Annotated in this window: 19 protein-coding genes; 8 read left to right on the top strand and 11 right to left on the bottom strand. The window is 68.2% G+C overall.

The genetic code is table 11. The features are described 5' to 3' along the window. A complete protein-coding gene (locus LVB87_RS02305) occupies positions 1 to 3,471 on the top strand; it encodes a glycosyltransferase (protein WP_232899306.1) in 3,471 nt (1,156 codons plus the stop codon). A gap of 15 nt (positions 3,472 to 3,486) precedes the next feature. Here LVB87_RS02305 and LVB87_RS02300 read toward each other — a convergent pair whose 3' ends face one another. Beyond that, complete coding sequence (locus tag LVB87_RS02300) at positions 3,487 to 4,518, bottom strand: ATP-binding cassette domain-containing protein (protein WP_232899305.1); 1,032 nt, start codon at positions 4,516 to 4,518, stop codon at positions 3,487 to 3,489. Position 4,519: 1 nt separating this feature from the next. Beyond that, a complete protein-coding gene (locus tag LVB87_RS02295) occupies positions 4,520 to 5,308 on the bottom strand; it encodes a hypothetical protein (RefSeq protein ID WP_232899304.1) in 789 nt (262 codons plus the stop codon). Between the two features lie 142 nt (positions 5,309 to 5,450). Between LVB87_RS02295 and LVB87_RS02290 the strand changes: the two genes are divergently transcribed. Further along, complete coding sequence (locus LVB87_RS02290; RefSeq protein ID WP_232899303.1) at positions 5,451 to 6,947, top strand: hypothetical protein; 1,497 nt, start codon at positions 5,451 to 5,453, stop codon at positions 6,945 to 6,947. An 18-nt stretch (positions 6,948 to 6,965) separates the two neighbouring features. On the opposite strand, the gene rffA is transcribed toward LVB87_RS02290, so the two are convergent. The 7 genes from rffA to LVB87_RS02255 all read right to left on the bottom strand — a co-directional run bounded on the left by rffA (position 6,966) and on the right by LVB87_RS02255 (position 13,250). Further along, positions 6,966 to 8,096, bottom strand: coding sequence for a dTDP-4-amino-4,6-dideoxygalactose transaminase (rffA, locus tag LVB87_RS02285; RefSeq protein ID WP_232899302.1), 1,131 nt, complete (start codon positions 8,094 to 8,096; stop codon positions 6,966 to 6,968). Beyond that, positions 8,093 to 8,845 carry a class I SAM-dependent methyltransferase gene (locus tag LVB87_RS02280; RefSeq protein ID WP_232899301.1) on the bottom strand — a complete coding sequence of 251 codons (753 nt, stop codon included), beginning with the start codon at positions 8,843 to 8,845 and terminating at the stop codon, positions 8,093 to 8,095. Before LVB87_RS02280 ends, rffA begins: the two co-directional genes overlap by 4 nt. Continuing rightward, positions 8,842 to 9,216, bottom strand: coding sequence for an EamA family transporter (locus tag LVB87_RS02275; RefSeq protein WP_232899300.1), 375 nt, complete (start codon positions 9,214 to 9,216; stop codon positions 8,842 to 8,844). Before LVB87_RS02275 ends, LVB87_RS02280 begins: the two co-directional genes overlap by 4 nt. A gap of 63 nt (positions 9,217 to 9,279) precedes the next feature. Then, positions 9,280 to 9,978, bottom strand: a complete 699-nt coding sequence (locus tag LVB87_RS02270; protein WP_232899299.1) for a WbqC family protein — start codon at positions 9,976 to 9,978, stop codon at positions 9,280 to 9,282. 2 nt (positions 9,979 to 9,980) lie between these two features. After that, entirely contained in the window at positions 9,981 to 11,639 is a 1,659-nt protein-coding gene (locus LVB87_RS02265; RefSeq protein WP_232899298.1) for an HAD-IA family hydrolase, read from the bottom strand. Beyond that, positions 11,636 to 12,376, bottom strand: coding sequence for a class I SAM-dependent methyltransferase (locus LVB87_RS02260; RefSeq protein WP_232899297.1), 741 nt, complete (start codon positions 12,374 to 12,376; stop codon positions 11,636 to 11,638). The genes LVB87_RS02265 and LVB87_RS02260 overlap by 4 nt, the downstream gene beginning before the upstream one ends. Positions 12,377 to 12,383: 7 nt before the next feature. Then, on the bottom strand, positions 12,384 to 13,250 hold the full coding sequence (locus LVB87_RS02255) for a glycosyltransferase family 2 protein (protein WP_232899296.1): 867 nt from the start codon (positions 13,248 to 13,250) through the stop codon (positions 12,384 to 12,386). A 142-nt stretch (positions 13,251 to 13,392) separates the two neighbouring features. On the opposite strand from LVB87_RS02255, the gene LVB87_RS02250 reads away from it, so the two are divergent. The 4 genes from LVB87_RS02250 to LVB87_RS02235 all read left to right on the top strand — a co-directional run bounded on the left by LVB87_RS02250 (position 13,393) and on the right by LVB87_RS02235 (position 18,044). Further along, on the top strand, positions 13,393 to 14,124 hold the full coding sequence (locus LVB87_RS02250) for a CoA transferase subunit A (RefSeq protein ID WP_232899295.1): 732 nt from the start codon (positions 13,393 to 13,395) through the stop codon (positions 14,122 to 14,124). Then, a complete protein-coding gene (locus LVB87_RS02245; protein WP_232899294.1) occupies positions 14,124 to 14,750 on the top strand; it encodes a CoA transferase subunit B in 627 nt (208 codons plus the stop codon). Before LVB87_RS02250 ends, LVB87_RS02245 begins: the two co-directional genes overlap by 1 nt. A gap of 11 nt (positions 14,751 to 14,761) precedes the next feature. Further along, on the top strand, positions 14,762 to 15,484 hold the full coding sequence (locus LVB87_RS15650; RefSeq protein ID WP_305067749.1) for an acyltransferase: 723 nt from the start codon (positions 14,762 to 14,764) through the stop codon (positions 15,482 to 15,484). Between the two features lie 217 nt (positions 15,485 to 15,701). Next, positions 15,702 to 18,044, top strand: coding sequence for an FG-GAP-like repeat-containing protein (locus tag LVB87_RS02235; protein ID WP_232899293.1), 2,343 nt, complete (start codon positions 15,702 to 15,704; stop codon positions 18,042 to 18,044). Between the two features lie 78 nt (positions 18,045 to 18,122). On the opposite strand, the gene LVB87_RS02230 is transcribed toward LVB87_RS02235, so the two are convergent. Both LVB87_RS02230 and LVB87_RS02225 read right to left on the bottom strand, forming a co-directional pair. Beyond that, complete coding sequence (locus LVB87_RS02230; RefSeq protein WP_232899292.1) at positions 18,123 to 19,064, bottom strand: electron transfer flavoprotein subunit alpha/FixB family protein; 942 nt, start codon at positions 19,062 to 19,064, stop codon at positions 18,123 to 18,125. Beyond that, positions 19,064 to 19,810 carry an electron transfer flavoprotein subunit beta/FixA family protein gene (locus LVB87_RS02225; protein ID WP_232899291.1) on the bottom strand — a complete coding sequence of 249 codons (747 nt, stop codon included), beginning with the start codon at positions 19,808 to 19,810 and terminating at the stop codon, positions 19,064 to 19,066. The genes LVB87_RS02230 and LVB87_RS02225 overlap by 1 nt, the downstream gene beginning before the upstream one ends. 89 nt (positions 19,811 to 19,899) lie before the next feature. Between LVB87_RS02225 and cysD the strand changes: the two genes are divergently transcribed. Continuing rightward, the gene (cysD, locus tag LVB87_RS02220; RefSeq protein ID WP_232899290.1) at positions 19,900 to 20,808 is read left to right on the top strand and encodes a sulfate adenylyltransferase subunit CysD; all 909 of its coding nucleotides are present in this window, start codon (positions 19,900 to 19,902) and stop codon (positions 20,806 to 20,808) included. Beyond that, on the top strand, positions 20,808 to 22,679 hold the full coding sequence (gene cysN / locus LVB87_RS02215; protein ID WP_232899289.1) for a sulfate adenylyltransferase subunit CysN: 1,872 nt from the start codon (positions 20,808 to 20,810) through the stop codon (positions 22,677 to 22,679). Before cysD ends, cysN begins: the two co-directional genes overlap by 1 nt. The last annotated feature ends 209 nt before the right edge of the window (positions 22,680 to 22,888 follow it).

The following is a 22,888-nucleotide window of genomic DNA, read 5'->3' as shown; positions in this document are numbered from 1 at the left end:
GTGGAACGCACCTCCATGGCGCGCACCTCGCTCTTCATCCTCGGCATGCACCGCGCGGGCACGTCCGCGCTTGCGCGCGTGTTGTCCCTGCGCGGCGCGCGCTTGCCGCAACGGGTGCTGCCCGCCAACGCCGGCAACCAGAGCGGCTACTGGGAACCCGAAGCGGTGGTCGCGCTCGACGACCGCGTGCTGGCCGCGTTCGACCTGGCCTGGGACGACCCGTTCGCGCCGTTCCACTTGCCTGCCGCGCCCGGGGCCTACGCCGCCTTCGCGGAGGACGCACGCCGGATCCTGGACGAGGACTTCGGCGACGCACCGCTGAGCGTCGTGAAGGATCCGCGCTGCACGCTGCTGCAACCGTTCTGGGCTGGCGTGCTGCAGGCACAGGGCGTGCGTCCGGCGTGGGTGGTGATGATGCGGCCGTGGCGCGAAGTCGTCGATTCGCTCGTGCGTCGCGACGGATGCAGCGCGCAGGGTGCGGCGCTGCTCTACGTGTCCTACGGTCTCGTCGCGGCGGACGCGGTGGCGCAAGGCGCGACCTGCGTGACCTACGCGGAGCTGCTCGAGGACTGGCGCGCGACCACCGATCGCATCGCCGCCGAGCAGCACGTGCAGTGGCCGCAGGCGCCCGACGAAGACGCGATCCGCGATTTCCTGCTCGAGACCCGCGCCGAAGCCAGGGACGTCGTGGTGGCCGACACCGTCGCTGCGTGGGCGGATGCGGTGTGGACGTGGTTCGAACGCGCCGCGCGCGGCGAACGCCCGTCGACCGCGGAACTCGCTCCCGTGCGCGACGCGCTGGGCGCACTGGCGAACCTCGCCGGTCCCCTGCTGCAGGACCGCACGCATCGCCTGTTCGCCGCGCAGGAGGCAGAACGGGTCGCGCTGGACGAACGCAACACCGCGCTGCAGGTGTACCGCGAAACCGACGCGCGTCTGCAGGCCGCGCAGGCCGCGGCGCAACGCGAGATCACGCGCCTCAACCACGAGATCCTGGCGATCCGCGAGGAAGAGGCAGCGCTGCGCCGCGAATTCGACACGGTTCGCCTCGAAGACGACGCGCACCTCATCGAAATCGACCGCATCAACGCGATGCTGCACAAGGCGCAGTCGGACTACGCCGAGCGCGACCTGGAATGCGAAACCCTGCGCGCCGAGCTGGCGGAGTTCGTCCGCCAGGGCGACGAACTGCGGCGCGAACTCGCCGTCATCCTCGGCAGCCGAAGCTGGAAGATCACGCGCCCGTTGCGCTTCGCCAATCGCGTCGCGCAGCATGCGGCAGGCGGAAACGACGGACGGCCGCTCCTCCCGCGCGCCATCGTGCGCGCGATCGGCGAACAGCCCACCCAGCCCGGCGAGCGATCGCATGCCGGCCTGCGCCGCTTCCTCTCCGCCGAGTTCGATGCGGCCACCACGGCCGACACGATCGCGCGCATCGAGCGCTACCACCTGCCGATTTCGACGGACACCACGCGCCGTGCCGAACGCCTCGCGTGCAGCGAAGCCGAAGCGGTCGGCTGGGCGCAGGCCATCGCCGCGCGCACGCCGCGCGCACCGGTCGCCGGCGACGACGCGCTTCCCGATGTCTCCATCGTGGTGCCCGTTTACAACCAGGTGCCGTTCACGCTCGCGTGCATCGATGCGTTGCTGTCGCACGCAACGCGCCATCGCATCGAGATCCTGGTCGGCGACGACGGTTCCAACGACGCGACCGCCGCCGCGCTGGCCTTGCCATTGCCCGGCGTGCGCCACATCCGCCATGCGCAGAACCTGGGCTTCGTGCGCAACTGCAACGCGACGGCGGCGCAGGCGCGCGGCCGCCACGTGGTGTTCCTCAACAACGACACGCTGGTGCTGCCGGGCTGGCTCGACGAACTGGTCGACACGCTGGATTCCGACCCGCGCATCGGCCTGGCCGGGTCGAAGCTGATCTTCCCCGACGGTCGCCTGCAGGAATGCGGCGGCATCGTCTGGCGCGATGGCTCGGCCTGGAACTACGGGCGACTGGCCGATCCGCGCCGCCCCGAATTCTGCTACCGGCGCGACGTGGACTACGTGTCAGGCGCATCGATCGCCTTGCCGCGCGCGCTGTGGGAACGACTGGGCGGTTTCGACGAACTGTTCGTGCCGGCCTATGCCGAAGACGCGGACCTCGCGTTCCGCGTGCGCGCCGCCGGCTTGCGCACCGTCGTGCAGCCGCTCTCGCAACTGCTGCACTTCGAAGGCATCAGCTCGGGCACCGACCTCGGTTCCGGCGTAAAGGCCTACCAGGTGGAGAACCTGCGCAAGCTGCGCGAACGCTGGGCGGATGTGCTCGCCACGCATCGCGAGAACGCCGACCAGCCGGAACTCGAGAAGGAGCGCGCCGTCGCAAGGCGCGTGCTGTTCGTGGACAAGACCACGCCGACGCCCAACGAGGATGCCGGTTCGGTGGTCGCCGACGAAATCCTGCAGGGCATGGTGGCGGCCGGGTGCAAGGTGACGTTCGTTCCGGAGGACAACTTCGCGCACGTCGGCGAGCCCACGCGCGCGCTGCAGCGCCGCGGCATCGAAGCCATCTACCATCCGGCGCATTCGCGCATGGCCTCCTTCGTGGTCGCGCGCAAGGAACCGTTCGACGTCATCTTCCTGCACCGCTTCGGCGTTGGCGAAAAACACCTGGACCTGCTGCGCCGCCGTTATCCGGACGCGCGCGTGCTGTTCCTCAACGCCGACATGCACTGGCTGCGCGAGATGCGCGAAGCCGAACTCGCCGGCAGCGCCGATGCGCTCGCCACGGCGCTGATGACGCGCGAGCGCGAACTCGAGGTGGTCGGCAAGGTCGATGTCGCGCTGGTGCATTCGGATTACGAGCGCACGCTGTTGCAGGAAGCGCTGCCGGGGCGCGAGATCGCCCTGTTCCCGCTCGTGTGCGAGCCCTCCGATGCGATCGCGCCGCTCGCCGGTCGCGACGGTGTGTGCTTCGTCGGTGGCTTCCGCCATCCGCCGAACGCCGATGCGATCCGCTGGTTCGTCCAGACCGCATGGCCCCTCGTGCGCGCGGCGGTGCCCGATGCGCGGCTCGATATCGTCGGCAGCCACATGACGCCCGACGTCCGCGCCCTGGGCGACGTGCCAGGCGTGCGCGCGGTCGGCTTCGTCGAAGACCTCGACGCATTCCTCGCACGCCGCCGCATGACCATCGCGCCGTTGCGCTTCGGGGCCGGCGCGAAGGGCAAGGTGGCCGCGAGCCTGGCGCAGGGCGTGCCCGCGGTGTGCACGCCGGTGGCCGCTGAAGGGATGCTGCTGTCGCCGGGCGAGGACGTGCTGGTCGGCGATACGCCGGAGGCGTTGGCCGAGCACGTGATCGCGCTGCTGCGAGACGATGCCTTGTGGCAGCGCCTGTCGGACGCGGGCCTGGCTTACGCGCGCCGCGTCACCTCGCGCGGCAGTGCGCGCGAACGGTTGAAGGGATTGCTTGAGGCGCGCTGAGCGCCTGCGACAGGATCAGGCCGCGCAGGCGTCGTCGGTCACGAGCGAGATCACGGGCTCTTCGTGCGGGCGCGCGATCTCGAAGCGCATGCCCGGACGCACCCACGGCGCGAACGGCCACGCGCCGCAGCGCGCCACCGACGCACGCACCACCAGCACCTCGCGGCCCGGTTCCTGCACGCGCAACTGCAGGCCGCTGACGTCGCCCCGCAAGTTCCAAAGCAGGTGCGGCGCCTCCAGGCCTTCGCGCGCGACCCACAGGCCACTGCCCGACGCGACGTGCGTGCGCAGCGGCGCGGCAAGCTCCACCACGCTGGCCGCCGCTTCGTATTCGTCGATCACCTCGGGCCCGCCGACGCGACGCACCTGGCCCTGTTCGAGCCACATCGCCTTGTTCGCCAGGCGGCGCAGCAGGCTTGCACTGTGCGAGGCGACGACGACGATCGTGGACGCATGCAGGAAATCGGTCATGCGCGCGATGATCTTTTCCTGGAAGCCGGCATCGCCCGCGCCGATCCATTCGTCCATCACCAGGATGTCGTTGGAGAACGCGGTCGTCGCCGCGAACGCCAGGCGCATCGCCATGCCTTGCGAGTAGGTGTGCAGGGGCATGTCGAGGTAGGGCCCCAGGCCCGTGAACTCCGCGATCTCCGGCAGCGCCGCTTCGATCTCGGCACGCGAGCGCCCGGCCATCAGGCCCTTGAGCACGAGGTTGCGATAGCCCGTGGCTTCCTGCCGGAAACCGAGCGACATGTTGAAGATGCCCGAGACGTGGCTGCTGCTCGACACGTGCCCGCGATCCGGGTGGTAGATGCCGGCGAGCACGCGCAGCAGGGTCGACTTGCCCGAACCGTTGTGGCCGACGAGCGCGAGGCGGTCGCCGGTTTCCAGCTTGAACGACACGTCGTCGAGCGCGCGCACGAACGTGCTGCGGCCTTCCTGGCGCAGGCGTCCGCCGAGCGGCGGTCCGCCCGCGACGGCGCCGCGACTGTGACCGCCCTGCGCGAGCGGGAAGTCGAGCGTGATGTGGTCGGCTTCCAGGTGCATGTCAGATCCAGTGCGGCAGGCGGCGTCGCGTGCTGGCGTAGACCACCGCGCCGGCCAGCAGGCCGACGGCGTTGGTGACCAGCACGAGCGTCCAACTGTCGACGGGCACGCGGCCGTACATCAGCGGGTCGCGGACGATCGCGATGAAATGCGAAATCGGATTGAGCTCGGCGATGGTCGCCAGGCGATCGAAGTTGCGCGGCATCCACAGGATCGGCGTGGCGAAGAACACCAGGCGCAGGCCGGTCTGCACGGTCTGGTACAGGTCGCGCCAGCGCGCGCACAACGGCGCGAGGATCGCCGACACCCACACCGAGGACACCAGGTACATCGCCAGTGCGGGGAGCGCCCACAGGGCGTTCATGGTGATCGGCTTCGGGTTCCAGTACAGCGAGGCCGCCATCACGAGCAGGATCATCCCGAAGATCATCCAGTTCCGCGCGATGGCCTGCAGCAGGTAGACCGGGTAGGGCGTGGACGTGCCCAGGATCCAGGCGCGCGAATGCATGTACGCCGTGCAGGCGTCGGTCACCATCGCGTTGATGTAGGTCCACAGGCCGAACCCGAGGGTGACGTACACGCCGAACTCGGACACCGACGCCGCGTTCAGCGGACCGAAGACGAACATCTTCACGCCGACGAACAGCGCGAAGGAAAAGACGATCCAGGTCAGCCCGAGCACGGTGCGCCGATAGCGGTCGCGCAGGTCTTCCAGCGCCAGGTTCACCCACAGGCCGTGCAGCGAGAAGGAGCGGGACCAGTCCTTGAGCGGCGGGGCGAATGAACGCATCGCGGGAAAATCCATTGGGCGGCGAGGCGGATGCGGCGCGCAAGTCTACCACCGGGCACTGCATCGCCCGCGCGTGCAGGGAGGCCCTCGCCACCTCGCGCCTATACAATCGCGGCCACCCCGGACCCTGGACCCGAATGCCATGCGCAACCCGTCGCTCGCGCCCGCCCCGGGGGATGCCGTCGGCGCCCTTCCGTCGCACTGGCCGCGCGCAGTGGCGTGGGCGCTGGTGGCGGCCACGCTCGTGCATGCCGTGGTGTTCATCGCCACCGTCGCCAATCCGCTGGTGATCAGCGATGCGTGGTATTTCGTCGACGTCTTCCTGCGCAAGTACGTGGACGGGCAGCTCACCCTCGGCGATTTCTTCGCCAAGCGTTCGGCGATGGACCACGCGCTGCCCTTCCACAAGCTCCTGCTCCTGCTCAACTATCGCCTGTTCGGCGTGGACCTGTCGGTCGATGCATGGATCGGGTTCGCCTTCGCCGTCGCGACGCTGTGGCTGTTCCGCGTGGCGCTGAAGCGCGCCACCCCGGCCCGCGATTTCGCGGACTGGCCGGTGCAGCTGGCATGGGTGGCGATGTGCGCCGTGTATGTCTCGCTCAACACCAGCGAGATCTTCGAGTGGCCCCTGCTGACCTTGGCCTTCGTCGCGCTGTTCTGCTGCTTCGCCTTGTACCTGGCGGCCTGGCGCGCACTGGAAGGCGCGCGCGCGTGGCCGATCGTGGTGGCGGTGTTCGCCGTGACGCTGGTCTCCGACGGCGGCGGTGTCATCGCGGTCATCGCCGCGGCGCTCGCGACGGGCCTGTACGGCCTGCGCACGGGCGAGACGAAGCCCGCGCTGCGCGCGATCGGCGCGATGGTGCTCGCGTGCATCGCGGTCAAGCTCGTGTCGTGGGCGCTCGCGCCGCCCATGCAGTCGATCCCGATGGCGGGCGGGCCGCACGCCGCGGCGGTGTCGTTGCCGCGACTGGCGTTGGCGATGACCGTGCCCCTGTCCTCCGGCGTGCTGTATCCGATGCAGGCGCAGCAGGTCTTCCATTCGTTCGGGCATGCCGTCGACATGGCGCTGCGCCTGGGCTTCATCGTCGCGCACGCGGTGTTCTGGTGGCAGGCGTGGCGTCGTCGCCCGACGGCGGCGTGGTTCCTCGCGGTCGCGACCATGCTGCTGTTCTACGGGCTGTGCGCGGGCGTGCTCATCGGCCGCGTACCGCAGTACGGCGAAGCCGCGTTCCTGCAGCCGCGCTACATCGTGTTCTACCAGCTGCACGTCGTCGCGTTGCTGCTGATGGCGGTGTGCTGGTACGTCGAGCGCCGTCCGTCGCTGGATCCCGCCAACACGAAGCGCGTCGGTGGCGCGATGATCGCCGCGTGCCTCGGCCTGGTGCTGTTGCAGGCGCCGCTGGATCGTCAGGCCTGGATCCGCGCGCCGTACCAGCAGGCCTACGTGCAGCGCCTGGCGGTGCAGATGGAAGCGCTGGCCGACAAGCCGGAGGTCGCCCCCGACAAGTGCATGCCGCAGATCACGGTGTGCCGCATGCCGGAGCCGGTGCGCGTGCGCGTGGTGGTCTTCCTGCGCGACCACCACCTCAACGTGTATTCGCCGGCGTTCCGCCAGCGCCACGGTTTCGAAGCGGACTGACCGCTTCGAATCCCTGCGTCAACGTGCGAGCGCGGCGCTCGCGGTCTCGAGCACGAAGTCCATGTGCTCTTCCAGTCCGCACCACAGCGGCATGCGCACGAGGCGGTCGCTGATCGAGTCGGTCACCGACATCCCGCCGTGCGCGCGCCCGTACTTCATGCCGGCGGGCGAGGAGTGCAGCGGGATGTAGTGGAACACCGCGCCGATGTCCTTCGCCTTCAGCGTTTCGATGAAATGCGTGCGATCGGCGAGATCGTCCAGCAACAGGTAGTACATGTGCGCGTTGTGCGTGCAGTTGTCGGGCACGATCGGGCGGCGCAGGCGGCCGGCGCGTTCCAGCGGTTCGGCCCACGCGTGGTAGCGGTCCCACATCGCCAGCCGGCGCGCGGTGATCGCTTCAGCCTCTTCGAACTGCGCGGCGAGGAAGGCCGCAATGATCTCGCCCGGGAGGTAGGACGAACCGACGTCCACCCACGTGTACTTGTCCACCTGGCCGCGGAAGAACTTGCTGCGGTTGGTGCCCTTCTCGCGGATGATCTCCGCGCGCTCCACGCCCGCCGGGTCGTTCACCAGCAACGCACCGCCTTCGCCGGAGATCACGTTCTTGGTTTCGTGGAAGCTCAGCGCGCCGAACTGGCCGATGCTGCCGAGCGGGCGTCCGTTGTAGCGCGAGAAGATGCCCTGCGCGGCGTCCTCGATCACGGCGATGCCGTGGCGTGCGGCGATGTCCATGATCGGATCCATCTCGCAGGACACGCCGGCGTAGTGCACCACGCAGATCGCCTTCGTGCGCGGCGTGATCGCCGCTTCGATGAGGCGCTCGTCGATGTTGAGCGTGTCCTTGCGGATGTCGACGAAGACCGGCACCGCGCCGCGCAGCACGAAGGCGTTCGCGGTGGAGACGAAGGTGAAGGACGGCATGATGACTTCGTCGCCCGGTTGCAGGTCGAGCATCAGCGCGGACATTTCCAGCGCCGCGGTGCACGACTGCGTGAGCAGCGCCTTCTTCGTCCGTGTTTCCTGTTCGAGCCAGGCATGGCAGCGCTTGGTGAACGGGCCGTCGCCGGAGAGGTGCGCGTTGGCGTGCGCCTGCGCGATGTACCAAAGCTCGCGCCCGGTCATGAAGGGGCGATTGAAGGGAATCTTCATGCGGGTTTCTCTGCGCACACGAGGCGGGTGCCGCCCCAGGGGAATCGGAGGCCCATCCGGATCAGGGCGCGTTCGAACTGCATCACGCCGTACAGGGCCGCGTTGAGGGGGCGCGGGAGTTCGAGTTCCGCGCCATGACTTTCCTTGTTGCGTCCGCCGAGCAGGCGCGAGGCCGCGAGCATCGGGAGCAACAGGGTCACGAAGGAGGTGGTCTCGACGATGCGGAAACCGGCGTCGCGCAGAAGCGCTTCCAGTTCGCCCGGGCGATAGCGGCGCACGTGGCAGGCGATGTCGTCCGCGCGGCTCCACAACTGCGGATGCTGCGGCACGGTGAACATCGCGCCGCCGCCGGGCGCGAGGGCGTCGAACATCGACTTCAGCACCGCGACGTGGTCGTCGATGTGTTCGATGACGTCGAATGCGCCGATGAGGTCGAACGCGCCGCGGTACGGAATCTGCCGCGCATCCATCTGCATCAGGCGCGCGCGCGGCACGCGCGCAGCCGCGAAGGGCAGGCCTTCGGGAAACAGCTCGCTGCCCGACAGGGCCATGTCGGGGAACGCCTGCGCGATGCCCGACAGCACGAAGCCCGTGCCGCAGCCGATTTCGAGGAAGTCGCGGCGACCGGGGAAGTTGCGCCGGATGGCGTCCACGATCAGGTCGTTGCGCGCGCGGAACCAGAAGTTGTTCGCTTCCGTGCGCGCGAGTTCGGCGAAGTATTCCGGCCTGAAGCCGCCGGCCGTGCTCATCCCTGGCTTCCGACGACGATGCCCGCGACGATCAGGACCAGGCCCACGACCTTCAGCGGCGTCACCGGCTCATGGAAGAGCACCGCGCTGCCGAACACCACGAGCGCGAAGGTCAGCGCGGTCATCGGATAGGCGTGGCTCAGCTGCAGCTTGGTCATCGCCATCATCCACGTCACCGAGGCGAGGAAGGCCGCGGCGAAGGCGGACAGCACCCAGGGATTGAGCAGCAGGCGCAGGAGGAAATGCAGCCGTTCGCTCGCGTCCGCCGGCAGCGCCCCCGCGCGCAGGACCTGCCACTTGAGCAGGAACTGGCCGGAGACGGTGAGCAACACCGTCGTGAGCACCAGGCAGTAGGCGATCCAGCTTCGCATGCGGGTGTCGAAATCCTTTCGGGCCGCAAGGATAGCCCGGCCGTGGCCCGCCCGGTACCCGGCTCAGGCGGCCTCGCGCCAACCCCAGATGTAGTGCGGGGCCTGCGGGCCCACGGCGAACAGCAGGTCCAGCACGCTGACCGCATGTTCGAACGGCGGCCAGGCCTGCGCGTACTCCGGGTAGCCCCGGTAATCCTTGTAGACCAGCTCCACGCCCGCGGCTTCGAACGGCGCCGGGTCCATGTAATCGGCGGCCGAGGGGCCGCTGACGTAGCGCGTGGCGCCGGTCTTGCGCACCAGGTCGAGGATCAGGTCGAACTTCGCGCCTTCGGGTTCGAGTTCGCGCGAATCGCGGAAACGCGGATGCAGCCCCAGCAACTCGTTGGCGATCGCCTTCGTCATGTGCTGGTTGAGGTCCGACAGCGTCTCCCACTTGCGGCCCAGGTACAGCGCTTCGAAGAAGTCCTTGTACGTGGCGAAGTGCGGCGCCTTGCCGTAGCTGTGCACCAGCGTCTTCCAGTGCTTGTCCTGCCACGAGGCATCCTGCAGCTGCACGTCGCAGATGCGGCGGTTGCGGTCGCTGCCGGCGGGCACGGTGAGCCACAGCAGGCCTTCGCGCGTCTTGATGCGGTTGCGGCTGCGCCAGTCGCGCGGGGTGAACTGCACGTGGTCGAGGAACACGAATTCGTCGACGTCGTGGATGATGTCGAAGAAGCCCTTCCAGGGAATGTAGGACGACTGGATGATGGCGACGCGATGCATCGTCAGCTGCCTTGCAGGATTTCGCGCGCGACCACGAGGTCGGTGGCATGCACCAGCCGCGGGTCGGCGCCGAAGGTGGACAGGCGCGCGAGGTCTTCGTGCGGTTGGATGAAGCCACCGGGCCGGCGCAACACGATCGCGCCACCGTAGCCGGCGCGCAGCGCGCCGAGCCCGTCGCGGAAGAGGTTGTCGCCGATCATGCACAGCTGCGCGGGCGGCAACCGGAGCGCGGTGGACACGGCATGGAACGCGCGTTCGTCGGGCTTTTCCGCGCCGACGTCCTGCGAAAACACGATCGCGTCGAAGGCGCCGAGGGCCGGTGCGCGTTCGAGTTTCTGCTTCTGCGTCGCGGGCGGATTGTCGGTGAGCAGCGCGAGCATGAAGCCCATCGCGCGCAAGGCGGCAAGCGAATCGGGCACGTCCGCGAACAAGGGCGCATCCACGCGCGCGGCGCGGAACGCGTCCAGGAATTGCGCATGCTGTGCGCGCGTCCATCCCAGCCGCAACGCGAGCTGGTCGATGAACAGCCTGCGCTCGCCTTCGTCGACCAGGCCGAGCGCCGTTTCGCGGAACAGCTCGGCGTCGCCCCAGTCGCGCGCGACCGCATCGCCCGCGGCGAGCGCCTTCGCGGCGAACCAGCGCTTGTGGTCGAGCAGCGTGTCGTCCAGGTCGAACACCAGCGCCTGCGGCCGCGACGGCAGTCGCGCGACCGTGATGTCCTGCAGCTTGCGCACCGTCTTGACCCCATGGCGCGCGCCCGATTGCGCGGCATCGCCGAGGAAGAACGCCGGCAGGTTCAGGCCTTCGCCGAGCGCATGGCCCGAGGAGGTGCCGAAGCGCGGGTTGATGTCGGACACGAGCAGGCGGTTGTCCGGCTGCGTGTGCAGCAACTGGATATTGAACAGGCCCGCGCCGCCGATCGCGGCGATGGCGCGCGCCGTGCGTTCGGCCAGCGCAAGCGCGACCGGATCGTCCACCGATTCCGAAATCACCGCGAACCCGCCCGAGGTGCGCAAACGCTTGCGCATCACGAGCGGGGAGAGCGTGCCGTCGGTGCGGATCGCGAAATCGACGGAGAGTTCTTCGAACGACGGCAGGAACTCCGTCCACACGTAATCGTCGAGCGCGCCTTCGGCCAGCAGGCGATCGCGCGCCGCGCTGTCGTCGAGGCGGCGCGTATCTCGCCCGCCCCAGCCGCCGTGCGGTCGACCGAACAAGGGCGTCGCGAAATCGTGCGTGCGCGCATCCACCGGGACCTGCGTGGCAATGTCGTGTTCGACGAGGAAGCGTGCAGTGGCGCCCTTGTCGAGCAGCACGGCGAGCGCATCGGACGAGGAGACGGCCACGGCGACGCCGCGCGCTGCCAGCGTCTCGCGCAGTTCGGCGAGCAGGGGTAGTTCGAACGCGGTCGACGGGAAGATCGCCGTCACCTTGTCCTGCTCGACCATCGCGTCCAGCGACGCGACGAACGCATCGCGCTTCGACAGCGGCGGCAGGCGGCGATAGTCCGCACTCAGGTAGCGCGTGACCCCTTCCGCGTAGATGTCGCCGACGATGACGCGCGCGCCATCGATGCGACGCACCGCTTCGAACAGGCCCTGGCCCTGGAATCCGCCGGCGCTCAGCAGGAGGATGCAGCGCACGGGCGCGGCCTGGTTCACGGGAGCGAGGCTTCGATCAGCACTCCGTTCGTGATCTCGGGAAGCCCGTAACCCACTTCGATCAATGCGTCGTCGAAGTTCCGGCCCATCTTGAGCGACTGGATCTGGCCGGTGGTCAGGGGCTTGAGCATCAGGCCATGCACCTGGTCGACGCGATACCCGCTGTCGCGGACCATCGCCGTGATCGACGCGGTGTCGAAATAACGCTTGTGGCCGAGCGCGAGGTCCGACGGGCTGAGCGTGTAGACGTCCTGCATCAGGCCGGCGGCCTGGCCGAGCAGGCGGTGCAGCGAACGCGCGTTGGGCACGGCGACGAACAGCACGCCGCCCGGCGCGAGGAATTCCCGGTAACGGCGCAGGATCAGCGCCGGATCGTCGACGTGCTCCAGCACGAAGCCCATCTCGATCGCATCGAACTTCTGGTCGAACTCGATCTTCTCGAACCACGCATGGTGCACGTGCACGAACGGCGGCGGATTGGCTTCGGCCTTGTAGCGCTCGATGATGTCCTCGGCGCCTTCGACCACGTGGTACTGCGCAAGGTCGACGTTCTCGAAGATCGCCTTGCTGACCATCTGGCGGCCGATCCCCAGGCTCAGCACCTTGACCTGCCTGCGGTCCTTGAGCGCGGCGACGAGCTTGCGGGCATAGGCATCCAGCAGCACGGTCTCGTCCCAGTAGAACGGGAAGGACTCCAGGTATGCGTCCTTGTAAGCGTTGAGGTCTTCCTTCTGCATGTCCTGCTCAGCCTTGGTAGTCGCGAACGATGAATGCGGGGCGCCCTTGCGCCTGTACGAACAGCTTGGAGACGTAGATCCCCAGTACCCCCATGAGCGTGATTATGACCCCGCCCACGGCGAGGATCACGATCATCAGCGAGGTGAAGCCCAGCAGCACCGTTTCCGGATGCAGAAGCTTGCGGACGATCAGCTCCGCGGCGAACAGCGCGCTGATGGCGGTGAACACCAGGCCCGTCCCCAGCGTGAGGCGCAGCGGAAGCGCGGAGAACGAGGTCACCGCCTCCACGAGCAGCCCGAAGCGACGCGCGAAGTTGTAGGTCGAACGGCCTTCGCGCTGGCGCTTGGCGATCGGCATGGCGACCTGCGAGAAGCCGGCCCAGTACATCATCCCCGCAAGGAAGATGTTGCGGTCGCCCAGCGCGAGCAGGGCATCGACGTAACGTCGGCTCATCACGCGCTCGGTGAGCACGTTCTCCGGCACCTTGGTGTCGCTCAGGCGGTTGAACAGGCGCCAGAACAGCGAGCCGCCGATGCGTTCGACCGCGCCGCCCTTGCGCATCTCCTGCACGCCGTAGACCACGTCCGCGCGCGTTTCCGCCATCAGCGCGAGCATGTGCGGCAGTTCGCCGGGCGAGACTTCCAGGTCGCAGTCGATCAGGAACACCCGTTCGCCGCGCGCATAGGTCAGGCCGGCGAGCGCGGCGCGGTGGTGGCCGAAGTTGCGCGAGAGGTCGACGAGCTTGATGCGCGGGTCCTGCGCACGCGCCTGGAGCACCCATGCGGCCGAGTCGTCCGGCGAGCCGTCGTTGACGAACACGATCTCGTAGTCGGCGATGCCGGCGGCCTCGAGCGCGGCGCGGCACTCATCCACGAAACGCGGCAGGAAACGGACTGAATGGTAAAGTGTCGAGACGATGCTCAGGGCGACTGGAGCGGTGGCCGGGCTCGGAGGCATCGTGGAAAAGGGGTCGTTCGCGGTCCCGTAGCATAAACGCATCCACGCAGAGACCCATATGGCGACTTCGCAGCGCAGCCCCGGGGCGGGCAAGCTCCATCCCACCGCGGCCGATGCCCTGCGCGAGGTCGTGGCCAACGGCCAGACGCTCGCCGTCGGCGGCTTCGGCCTCTGCGGCATTCCCGAGGCGCTGATCGAAGCCCTTCGCGACTCGGGCGTGAAGGACCTGACGGTCATCTCCAACAACGCGGGCGTGGACGGCTTCGGCCTGGGCCTGCTGCTGACTACCCGCCAGATCCGCAAGATGATTTCGTCCTACGTGGGCGAGAACAAGGAATTCGAGCGCCAGTACCTCTCCGGCGAACTCGAACTCGAATTCAATCCGCAAGGCACGCTGGCCGAGCGCCTGCGCGCCGGCGGCGCCGGCATCCCGGCCTTCTTCACCCGCACCGGCTTCGGCACGATCGTGGCGGAAGGCAAGGAAACGCGCGAGTTCGACGGCCACCACTACGTGATGGAAACCGCGCTGCGCGCCGACGTTTCGCTGGTGAAGGCGTGGAAGGCCGACAAGGCCGGCAACCTCGTCTTCCGCAAGACCGCGCGCAACTTCAATCCCGCGTGCGCGATGGCCGGCAAGGTGTGCATCGCCGAAGTCGAGCAGCTCGTGGAAGTCGGCGACATCGATCCCGACCACGTGCACCTGCCCGGCATCTACGTGGACCGCATCGTCGTCAACGCGACGCCCGAAAAACGCATCGAACAGCGCACCGTGCGCCAGGGAGCCGCGTAATGGCCTGGACCCGCGACCAGATGGCGCAACGCGCCGCGCAGGAACTCACCGACGGCGCCTACGTGAACCTCGGCATCGGCCTGCCGACCCTCGTGGCGAACTTCATCCCCGACGGCATGGACGTGTGGCTGCAATCGGAGAACGGCCTGCTCGGCATCGGCCCGTTCCCGCTCGATGCGGAAGTCGACGCGGACCTGATCAACGCCGGCAAGCAGACCGTCACCGCGCGTGCGGGTGCGAGCTACTTCGGCAGCCACGACTCCTTCGCGATGATCCGCGGCGGCCACATCGACCTGGCGATCCTCGGCGCGATGCAGGTCACCGACAAGGGCGACCTCGCAAACTGGATGGTGCCCGGCAAGATGGTCAAGGGCATGGGCGGCGCGATGGACCTCGTCGCGGGCGTGAAGCGCGTGGTCGTGCTGATGGAGCACACCGCCAAGGGCGGCGACCACAAGCTGCTGCCCGAATGCACGCTGCCCCTGACGGGCGTGGGCGTGGTCAATCGCGTGATCACCGAACTGGGCGTGCTGGACATCACCCCGCAGGGGCTGAAGCTCGTGGAGCTGGCACCTGGCGTGTCGATGGACGAACTTCGCCAGAAGACCGGCGTTCCGGTGCTGTGACGCCCGCGGGCATGTTCGCGCATGCCTTCTCCGCGTTGCCCGCGTGGGTCGAATGCGATGCGCGCGGATTCGGCGAGGGTTGCATCCTTCGCTTGTCCGACGACGCCAACGCCGCGGGCATGGCCGGGCGCCTGAAGCTGAAGATCGCGCGGCACGGCGGCCAGGACGTCGTGCACCGCGTCGACATCGCACTGGCCTGCGAGAGCGGCCGCGTCCACATCCACCTCGGGCACGACGATGCGAACGTGTCGTTCGGGCGCGGCACGCGCGGCGCATTCAACCTGCACCTGTGGCGCACGTCGAACGTCGTCGTCGGCGCCCATACCAGCGGCAACGGCGCGCGCATCGTGTGCGACGACTCCGACTTCGAATGCGGCGAGGACTGCATGTTCTCCGACGACGTGCTCGTGCAGACGGCGGACCAGCACGGCATCGTCGACGTGGAGACGGGTCGCATCGTCAACGAAGGTCGCAAGCGCACCGTGCTGGGGCGGCATGTCTGGCTCGGTCGCGGCAGTGCGGTGCTTCCCGGCGTGCGCATCGGCGACGGCGCCATCGTGGGCATGCGCAGCGTGGTGACCGCGGATGTTCCGGCGCTGTCGATCGTCGCGGGCGTGCCCGCGCGGGTGGTCGGCCAAGGCCGGACCTGGTCCCGGCGCCCCAACCGCCTCGAGGAATGGGAAGAGGCCATGCTCGCCGAGTGGCGCGCGGGCCAGGCCGGGGCGCTTCCCTGAACCGGATCGCTACCGCCTGAAGGGCGATCTGAACCACTTGGCGCAAATCGGGCGATTGTGATCATGATGCAGGTTGCTTCTTGAGTGCCCTGCGGATAATCCTGTTAGCGAGCCGGGACGTCTCTTGTCCGCACGAGAGCGACCTGGGCTGCACAGGGGGATCGATGGAAGGACCCGTCGGTTCGCAGCGATCACACGCATACAAAGGACGAAACTAATGCGCCTGCCACTTCTCTTCGCCAGCGCCATGGCCCTGGCGGCCTGTACTTCCCACGATGCACCGACCGGCGGCACCGCCGCGTCCGTGGCCTCCGGCCCGCGCGCCCAGGGCTCGGCCCCGGCCACGCAGGCTGCCGCGCGCACGATCGCGTCGCTCCCGGACCGCGGGCATTTCCTCGACTACGCCAACGCCCAGCCCATCCACGCCAGCGCCTACACGCTGCGTCCGGTGGCGCTCAGCGAAGCGCACGCCCTGCGTTCGATCGCGACGGGCACGCTGGAACTGCAGGCGCCCGACGGCACGCCGATCCGCCTGCGCTATGCCCGGCACATCGAGCACAAGGACGGCAACTGGACCTGGATCGGCCGCCCCGACGGCGCCCAGCCGGGCACCGAGGCGATCATCACCTTCGGCGAGAAGGCCGTCTTCGGCACCATCCCCAACGGCGACAAGCCTGCGTTGCGCATCACCACGGCGCGCGGCCGCACGTACGTGCTCGAAACCGACGGCAAGGCGCTCGCGCGCATGCAGGCCGCCGGCAAGCTTCCCCACGGTCGCGACTACATGGCGCTCCCGCCCGAACTCGCCGGTGCGCGCGAGGTCGCGCTGAAGCGCGCTGCAGCCGCCCCGCAGGCGCTGACGCCTTCCGGCGCCGTGCCCGAATCGGCCACCGTCGATGTCGTGATCGGCTACACCAACACCTTCGCCGCGCGCCTGGGCGGCGCCTCGCCGACGCAGACGCGACTGACCTACCTCGTCGACGTCGCCAACGCAGCGTTCAACAACAGCCAGATCGTCGCCAAGCTCCGCCTGGTCGGCTCGGTGGCGCTGAACTACCCGGACAACACGGACAACGAAGTCGCACTGCACGAAGCCACCGGCGTCACCTGCGCGCCGACCTCCTGCACCGAAGCCCCCGTGCCATCGACGCTGCAGCCCCTGCTCAACGAACGCGCGGCCAAGCACGCCGACGTGATGTCCCTGGTGCGCATCTTCACCAACCCCGAGAACCAGAGCTGCGGCATCGCCTGGATGCTCGGCAGCGGCCGCGTCCCGATCACGCGGGAAGACGATGCGTACGCCGCGGTGTCGGTGGTCAGCGATTCGAGCGGCGATCTCCTGCCCGACGATGGCTACTACTGCCGCGACGAAACCTTCGTGCATGAAGTCGGCCACAACATGGGCTCGGCGCACGACCGCACGACGGCGGCGGGCGACAACGGCGTGCTCGACGAGGATGAATTCGGCGCGTTCGATTATTCATTCGGCTACAAGAACGCCCGATTCTTCACGATCATGGCGTACCGCGATCCGGACGCCGATCCGCCGCAGGCCGGCTATCGCGTGTTCTCCAACCCGCGCATCACGTATTGCGGCGAAGCGTGCGGCACGGCCGACAACGACAACGCGCGCAGCCTCGGCCAGACCGCACCGATCATCGCGGGCTTCTATCCGTCGATCGCGCAGAGCGCGATGCGCGACGACTTCGACGGCAGCGGTCGCGCCGACATCATGTGGCGCAGCACCGCCAACGGCACCAACTACCTGTGGCGCGGTGCGAGCTCGGCCAGCTCGCAGCAGCTGGTGACGGTGACCGACCAGGGATGGACGGTCGTCGGCTCGGGCGACTTCGATGCCGATGGCTTCGCCGACCTGCTCTGGCGCAACACGCGCACCGGCGCGAACACGATCTGGCGTTCGGGCAACGGCAACACCGCGCTGGCGGTGACCGCGGTGCCGAGCCAGGCGTGGGTGGTGTCGGGCGTCGGCGATTTCGACGACGACGGCCACGCCGACATCCTCTGGCACAACGTCAACACCGGGCAGAGCATCATCTGGCGCAGCGGCAACGGTGCGAACGCGCAGACGCTCACGACGGCGAACATCGTGTGGAAGATCGTCGGCGTGGGCGACTTCAACGCCGACGGTTCGGCCGACATCCTGTGGCGCAACAGCACCACGGGTGCGAACACGATCTGGCGTTCGGGCAACGCGGCGACGCAGCAGTCGATGCTGACCGTGGCCGCGCAGGCGTGGACGGTCGTGGGCGTGGGCGACTTCGACAACGACGGCACGTCGGACATCCTCTGGCGCAACACCAGCACCGGCGCGAACCTGGTCTGGCGTGCCGCCAACGGCGCCACGACGACCGCCGTCGCCACCGTGCCCGACCAGAACTGGAAGGTGGCGCGCGTGGCCGACTACAACGGCGACGGACGCTCGGACGTGCTGTGGCGGCACGCGACGGCCGGTTCCAACGCGATCTGGTTGTCCGCGAACGTCTCCACGACGCAGGCCATCAGCGCCGCCGCGACGGTGTACGTGGTGGGCGGCAACTGATCGTTCGCCAGCACGTCCGGAATGCAAACGGGGCGGCCATTGGCCGCCCCGTTTGGTTTCGACGCTTGCGTGCGCGGCTCAGCCCAGCGCTTGCTCGAGTTCCGGCAGCAGCTTGAACAAATCGCCGACCAGGCCGATGTCGGCGATCTCGAAGATCGGCGCTTCCGGGTCCTTGTTGATCGCCACGATCGTGCCCGCGTCCTTGATGCCGGTCAGGTGCTGGATCGCTCCGCTGATGCCGACCGCCACGTAGAGCTCCGGCGCGATGATCTTGCCGGTCTGGCCGACCTGCAGTTCGTTCGGCACGTAGCCGGCGTCGACCGCCGCACGCGAGGCGCCCACCGCTGCACCGAGCTTGTCGGCGAGGTCGTAGACGATCTTGAAGTTCTCGGCCGAGCCCACGCCGCGGCCACCGGACACCACGCGCTTCGCGCTCTGCAGGTCCGGGCGATCCGACTTGCCGGCCGCCAGGCCGACGAAGCGCGTGTGCGAAGGCAGCGTCGCGTCGGCGTTGGCCGCTTCCACGTTCGCATTGCCGCCGCGCGCGGCTTCCGGCCACGACGCGGTGCGCACGGTGGCGACGACCGGTTTGTCCGCCGGCGCCTTGACCGTGACGATCGCGTTGCCCGCATAGATCGGGCGCTTGAACGTGTGCGCGTCTTCCACGGTCATGACATCGGACACCTGCGACACGCCGAGCAACGCGGCGACGCACGGCATCAGGTCCTTGCCGAAGGTCGTGCTGGGACCGAAGACATGCGTGTAGCCCGCGGCGAGCTTCGCTACCTGCGGCGCGAGCACCTGCGCGAGCGCATGCGCATTGGCGGCATTCGCCACTGCAAGCACGCGCGAGACGCCGGCGATCTGCGCGGCTTCCGCGGCGATGGACGACGGGTCGGCCGCGAACACGGCGACGTCGATGGAGTCGGGCTTCAGCGCCTGCGCGGCGGAGACGCACTTCGCCGTGGACGCATTGAGTTTGCCGTCGAGGTGCTCGGCAACGATCAGGACCTTGGACATCAGAGCAACCCCTTCGCTTTCAGTGCGGCGACCAGTTCGGCCGCGTCCTTCACCATCACGCCCTTGCTGCGCTTGGCGGGCGGGGCGTAGTGCGTGGTTTCGAGTGCGCCACCGGCGTCGACGCCGAGGTCGGCGAACGGAATCGATTCGAGCGGCTTGCTCTTCGCCTTCATGATGTCGGGCAGCTTGATGAAGCGCGGCTCGTTGAGGCGCAGGTCGGTGGTGACCACGGCCGGCAGGTCCACTTCGAGCGTTTCCAGGCCCGCATCGACTTCGCGCACCACCGTGGCCTTGCCGCCGGCGATTTCGAGCTTGGACGCGAAGGTGGCCTGCGGGCGGCCCCACAGCGTGGCGAGCATCTGGCCGGTCTGGTTGGCGTCGTCGTCGATCGCCTGCTTGCCGAGGATCACCAGGTCCGGCTGCTCCTTCTCGACCAGCTTGAGCAGGGTGCGGGCCGCGGCCAGCGGCGAGACCGGACCGTCGGCGACCACGTGGATCGCGCGGTTGGCGCCCATGGCCAGGCCGTTGCGCAGGTGGGCCTGGGCATCGGCGGGCGCGATGGTGGCGACGACCACTTCGGTTGCGATGCCCTTGTCGCGCAGGCGCAGGGCTTCTTCCAGCGCGATTTCGTCGAAGGGATTGGCGGAGAGCTTGACGCCCTCGGTCACGACGCCGGAGCCGTCGGGTTTGACCTGGATGCGGACGTTGTAGTCCACGACGCGCTTGTAGCCGACAAGGATTTTCATCGCCTGGTCGTTCCTCTTGGGGGAGTCGGGCGCGGCAGGACGCCGCCGAAAACGCGGCATTTTACCCGCCCACGGCTACAATGGTGCGAATGCCAGCACCCAACCTCACCCACCTCGACCGCCTCGAGGCCGAAAGCATCCACATCCTCCGCGAAGTGGCGGCCAGTTTCCGCAACCCGGTGATGCTGTATTCCGTCGGCAAGGACAGCTCGGTGCTGCTGCACCTGCTCGTGAAGGCCTTCCATCCCGCGCGCCCGCCGATCCCGCTGATGCACGTGGACACCGGCTGGAAGTTCCGCGAAATGATCGCCTTCCGCGACCGCCGCGCCGCCGAGACCGGCGTCGAACTGCGCACCTGGACCAATCCCGAGGGCCTGGCCCAGGGCATCGGCCCGGTGACGCATGGCGCCACCGTGCACACCGACGTGATGAAGACCCAGGCCCTCAAGCAGGCGCTGGACAAGTGGGGCTTCGACGCCGCCATCGGCGGCGCGCGCCGCGACGAGGAGAAGTCGCGCGCCAAGGAACGCATCTTTTCCTTCCGCAACGACCAGCACCGCTGGGATCCGAAGCACCAGCGCCCCGAGCTCTGGGACCTCTACAACACGCGCATCCACAAGGGCGAATCGGTGCGCGTGTTCCCGATCTCCAACTGGACCGAGCTGGACGTGTGGCTCTACATCTACCGGGAGCGGATCCCGGTGCCGTCGCTGTATCTGGCCGCGGAGCGCCCCGTGGTGGAGCGCGATGGCGCGCTGATCATGGTGGACGACGAACGCTTCCCGCTGCACGCCGGTGAAGTGCCGACGATGCGCAAGGTGCGCTTCCGTACGCTCGGCTGCTACCCGCTCACCGGCGCGATCGAATCGGATGCCGACACGCTGGAAAAAATCATCGCCGAGATGCTGGTGGCCACCACCTCCGAACGCCAGGGCCGCGTGATCGACCACGATCCGACGGCGTCGATGGAAAAGAAGAAGCAGGAGGGCTACTTCTGATGGACGTCGCCGCCTACCTGCAGCAACACGAAACCAAGGACCTGCTGCGCTTCATCACCTGCGGCAGCGTGGACGATGGCAAGAGCACGCTGATCGGCCGCCTGCTGCACGACACGCGCCTGCTGTTCGACGACCAGCTCGCCGCGCTGGAGGCCGACAGCCGCCGCCACGGCACGCAGGGCGACGACATCGATTTCGCGCTGCTCGTCGACGGACTGTCCGCCGAGCGCGAGCAGGGCATCACGATCGACGTGGCCTACCGCTTCTTCGGCACCGAGAAACGCAAGTTCATCGTGGCCGACTGCCCGGGCCACGAGCAGTACACGCGCAACATGGCCACCGGCGCGTCCACCGCGGAACTCGCGGTCGTGCTGGTGGATGCGCGCAAGGGGCTGCTCACACAGACGCGGCGCCACAGCTACATCGTCTCCCTGCTCGGCATCCGCCACGTGCTGCTCGCCGTGAACAAGATGGACCTGGTCGGTTACGACCAGGGCGTGTTCGACGAGATCGTCGCGGGCTATCGCGCGCTCGCCGAACAACTCGGCATCCCGCACGTCACCTGCATTCCGTTGTCGGCGCTGAAGGGCGACAACATGCTCGCGCCCTCGCCGAACATGCCGTGGTACCGGGGCGAACCCCTGCTGCAGCACCTGGAAACCGTGCAGGTCGATCGCGGCGAGCGCGACATCGGCCTGCGCATGCCGGTGCAGTGGGTATGCCGGCCGAACCAGGATTTCCGCGGTTTCGCCGGCACGCTCGTCGCCGGCGAAGCGGCGCCGGGCACGGACGTGGCCGTGCTGCCTTCGGGCCGGCGCAGCCGCATCGCGCGCATCGTCACTGCCGATGGCGACCTGCCGCGCGCAACGGCGGGCCAGGCGGTCATGTTCACGCTGGAAGACGAAGTCGACGTGAGTCGTGGCGATGTGATCGCCGCCGCGTCGAACCCGCCCGAAGTCGCCGACCAGTTCGCCGCGCACCTGTTGTGGCTCGGCGACCAACCGATGCTGCCCGGACGTCCGTACTGGCTGAAGATCGGCACGCGCACCGTCGGCGCGACGATCACCGAAATCAAGCACAAGGTGGACGTCAACACGCAGGATCGCCTGGCGGCGAAACACGTCGATCTCAACGAAGTCGCGTACTGCAACCTCTACCTCGACCAGCCGATCGCGTTCGAGAAATACGCCGACAATCGCGCGCTCGGCGGTTTCATCCTGATCGATCGCCAGAGCAACGCGACCGTCGGCGCAGGCACGCTGGATTTCGCGTTGCGTCGCGCGGCGAACATCCATTGGCAGCATCTGGAAGTCGACCAGGCCGCCCGTGCGCGCATCAAGGGGCAGGTACCGCGCTGCGTGTGGTTCACCGGCCTGTCGGGTTCGGGCAAGTCGACGATCGCCAATCGCGTCGAAAAGCGCCTGCTCGCGATGGGCATGCACACCTACCTGCTCGACGGCGACAACGTGCGCCATGGACTCAACAAGGACCTGGGCTTCACCGACGAAGATCGCGTGGAGAACATCCGCCGCGTGGCCGAAGTCGCCAGGCTCATGGTGGACGCGGGCCTGATCGTACTCGTCAGTTTCATCTCGCCCTTCCGCGCCGAGCGCCGGATGGCGCGCGAAATGTTCGGTGAAGGCGAGTTCGTCGAAGTGTTCGTGGACACGCCGTTGGCCGTTGCGGAAGAGCGCGACGTCAAGGGTTTGTACGCGAAGGCCCGCGCCGGGGAGATCAGGAACTTCACCGGTATCGATTCGCCGTACGAACGGCCGGAAGCGGCCGAAGTCACGCTGGAAACGGTCGCCGGCACGCCCGAACAGCTCGCCGCAACGGTCCTGAAGCACCTCGATCCGCGCTTCGACGATTGATTTGTTTGTTCCGCGTGACGAAAACGGCTGAGTTCGCCGGGGTCGTGTACGACGCGTGACGAAACCACAGGCGTCCGGCGCGGACGCCTCACGCCGCCGTGATCTTCACTGCCTTAATCAGGACGCCCCATTCTGATTGCAGAGAGATTTTCCATGCGCTCGATTGTCCTCGTAGGGGTGCTGGCCGGACTTGCGGCGGGTTGCTCGTC

It is taken from the genome of Lysobacter sp. KIS68-7 (assembly GCF_021284745.1).
In the GTDB taxonomy this organism is placed as follows: Bacteria; Pseudomonadota; Gammaproteobacteria; order Xanthomonadales; family Xanthomonadaceae; genus Noviluteimonas.
The sequence above is the reverse complement of the archived record's forward strand: the minus strand, read 5'-3'. Positions and strand labels throughout refer to the sequence as shown.

Excerpts from the sequence above, each read along its gene's own strand:
- LVB87_RS02290 (WP_232899303.1), top strand. The coding sequence starts at position 5,451 with ATGCGCAACCCGTCGCTCGCGCCCGCCCCGGGGGATGCCGTCGGCGCC.
- LVB87_RS02235 (WP_232899293.1), top strand. The coding sequence starts at position 15,702 with ATGCGCCTGCCACTTCTCTTCGCCAGCGCCATGGCCCTGGCGGCCTGT.
- LVB87_RS02260 (WP_232899297.1), bottom strand. The coding sequence starts at position 12,376 with ATGCAGAAGGAAGACCTCAACGCTTACAAGGACGCATACCTGGAGTCC.
- cysN (WP_232899289.1), top strand. The coding sequence starts at position 20,808 with ATGGACGTCGCCGCCTACCTGCAGCAACACGAAACCAAGGACCTGCTG.
- LVB87_RS02245 (WP_232899294.1), top strand. The coding sequence starts at position 14,124 with ATGGCCTGGACCCGCGACCAGATGGCGCAACGCGCCGCGCAGGAACTC.
- LVB87_RS02250 (WP_232899295.1), top strand. The coding sequence starts at position 13,393 with ATGGCGACTTCGCAGCGCAGCCCCGGGGCGGGCAAGCTCCATCCCACC.
- LVB87_RS15650 (WP_305067749.1), top strand. The coding sequence starts at position 14,762 with ATGTTCGCGCATGCCTTCTCCGCGTTGCCCGCGTGGGTCGAATGCGAT.
- LVB87_RS02275 (WP_232899300.1), bottom strand. The coding sequence starts at position 9,216 with ATGCGAAGCTGGATCGCCTACTGCCTGGTGCTCACGACGGTGTTGCTC.
- LVB87_RS02280 (WP_232899301.1), bottom strand. The coding sequence starts at position 8,845 with ATGAGCACGGCCGGCGGCTTCAGGCCGGAATACTTCGCCGAACTCGCG.
- LVB87_RS02225 (WP_232899291.1), bottom strand. The coding sequence starts at position 19,810 with ATGAAAATCCTTGTCGGCTACAAGCGCGTCGTGGACTACAACGTCCGC.
- cysD (WP_232899290.1), top strand. The coding sequence starts at position 19,900 with ATGCCAGCACCCAACCTCACCCACCTCGACCGCCTCGAGGCCGAAAGC.
- LVB87_RS02300 (WP_232899305.1), bottom strand. The coding sequence starts at position 4,518 with ATGCACCTGGAAGCCGACCACATCACGCTCGACTTCCCGCTCGCGCAG.
- rffA (WP_232899302.1), bottom strand. The coding sequence starts at position 8,096 with ATGAAGATTCCCTTCAATCGCCCCTTCATGACCGGGCGCGAGCTTTGG.
- LVB87_RS02295 (WP_232899304.1), bottom strand. The coding sequence starts at position 5,308 with ATGCGTTCATTCGCCCCGCCGCTCAAGGACTGGTCCCGCTCCTTCTCG.
- LVB87_RS02230 (WP_232899292.1), bottom strand. The coding sequence starts at position 19,064 with ATGTCCAAGGTCCTGATCGTTGCCGAGCACCTCGACGGCAAACTCAAT.
- LVB87_RS02270 (WP_232899299.1), bottom strand. The coding sequence starts at position 9,978 with ATGCATCGCGTCGCCATCATCCAGTCGTCCTACATTCCCTGGAAGGGC.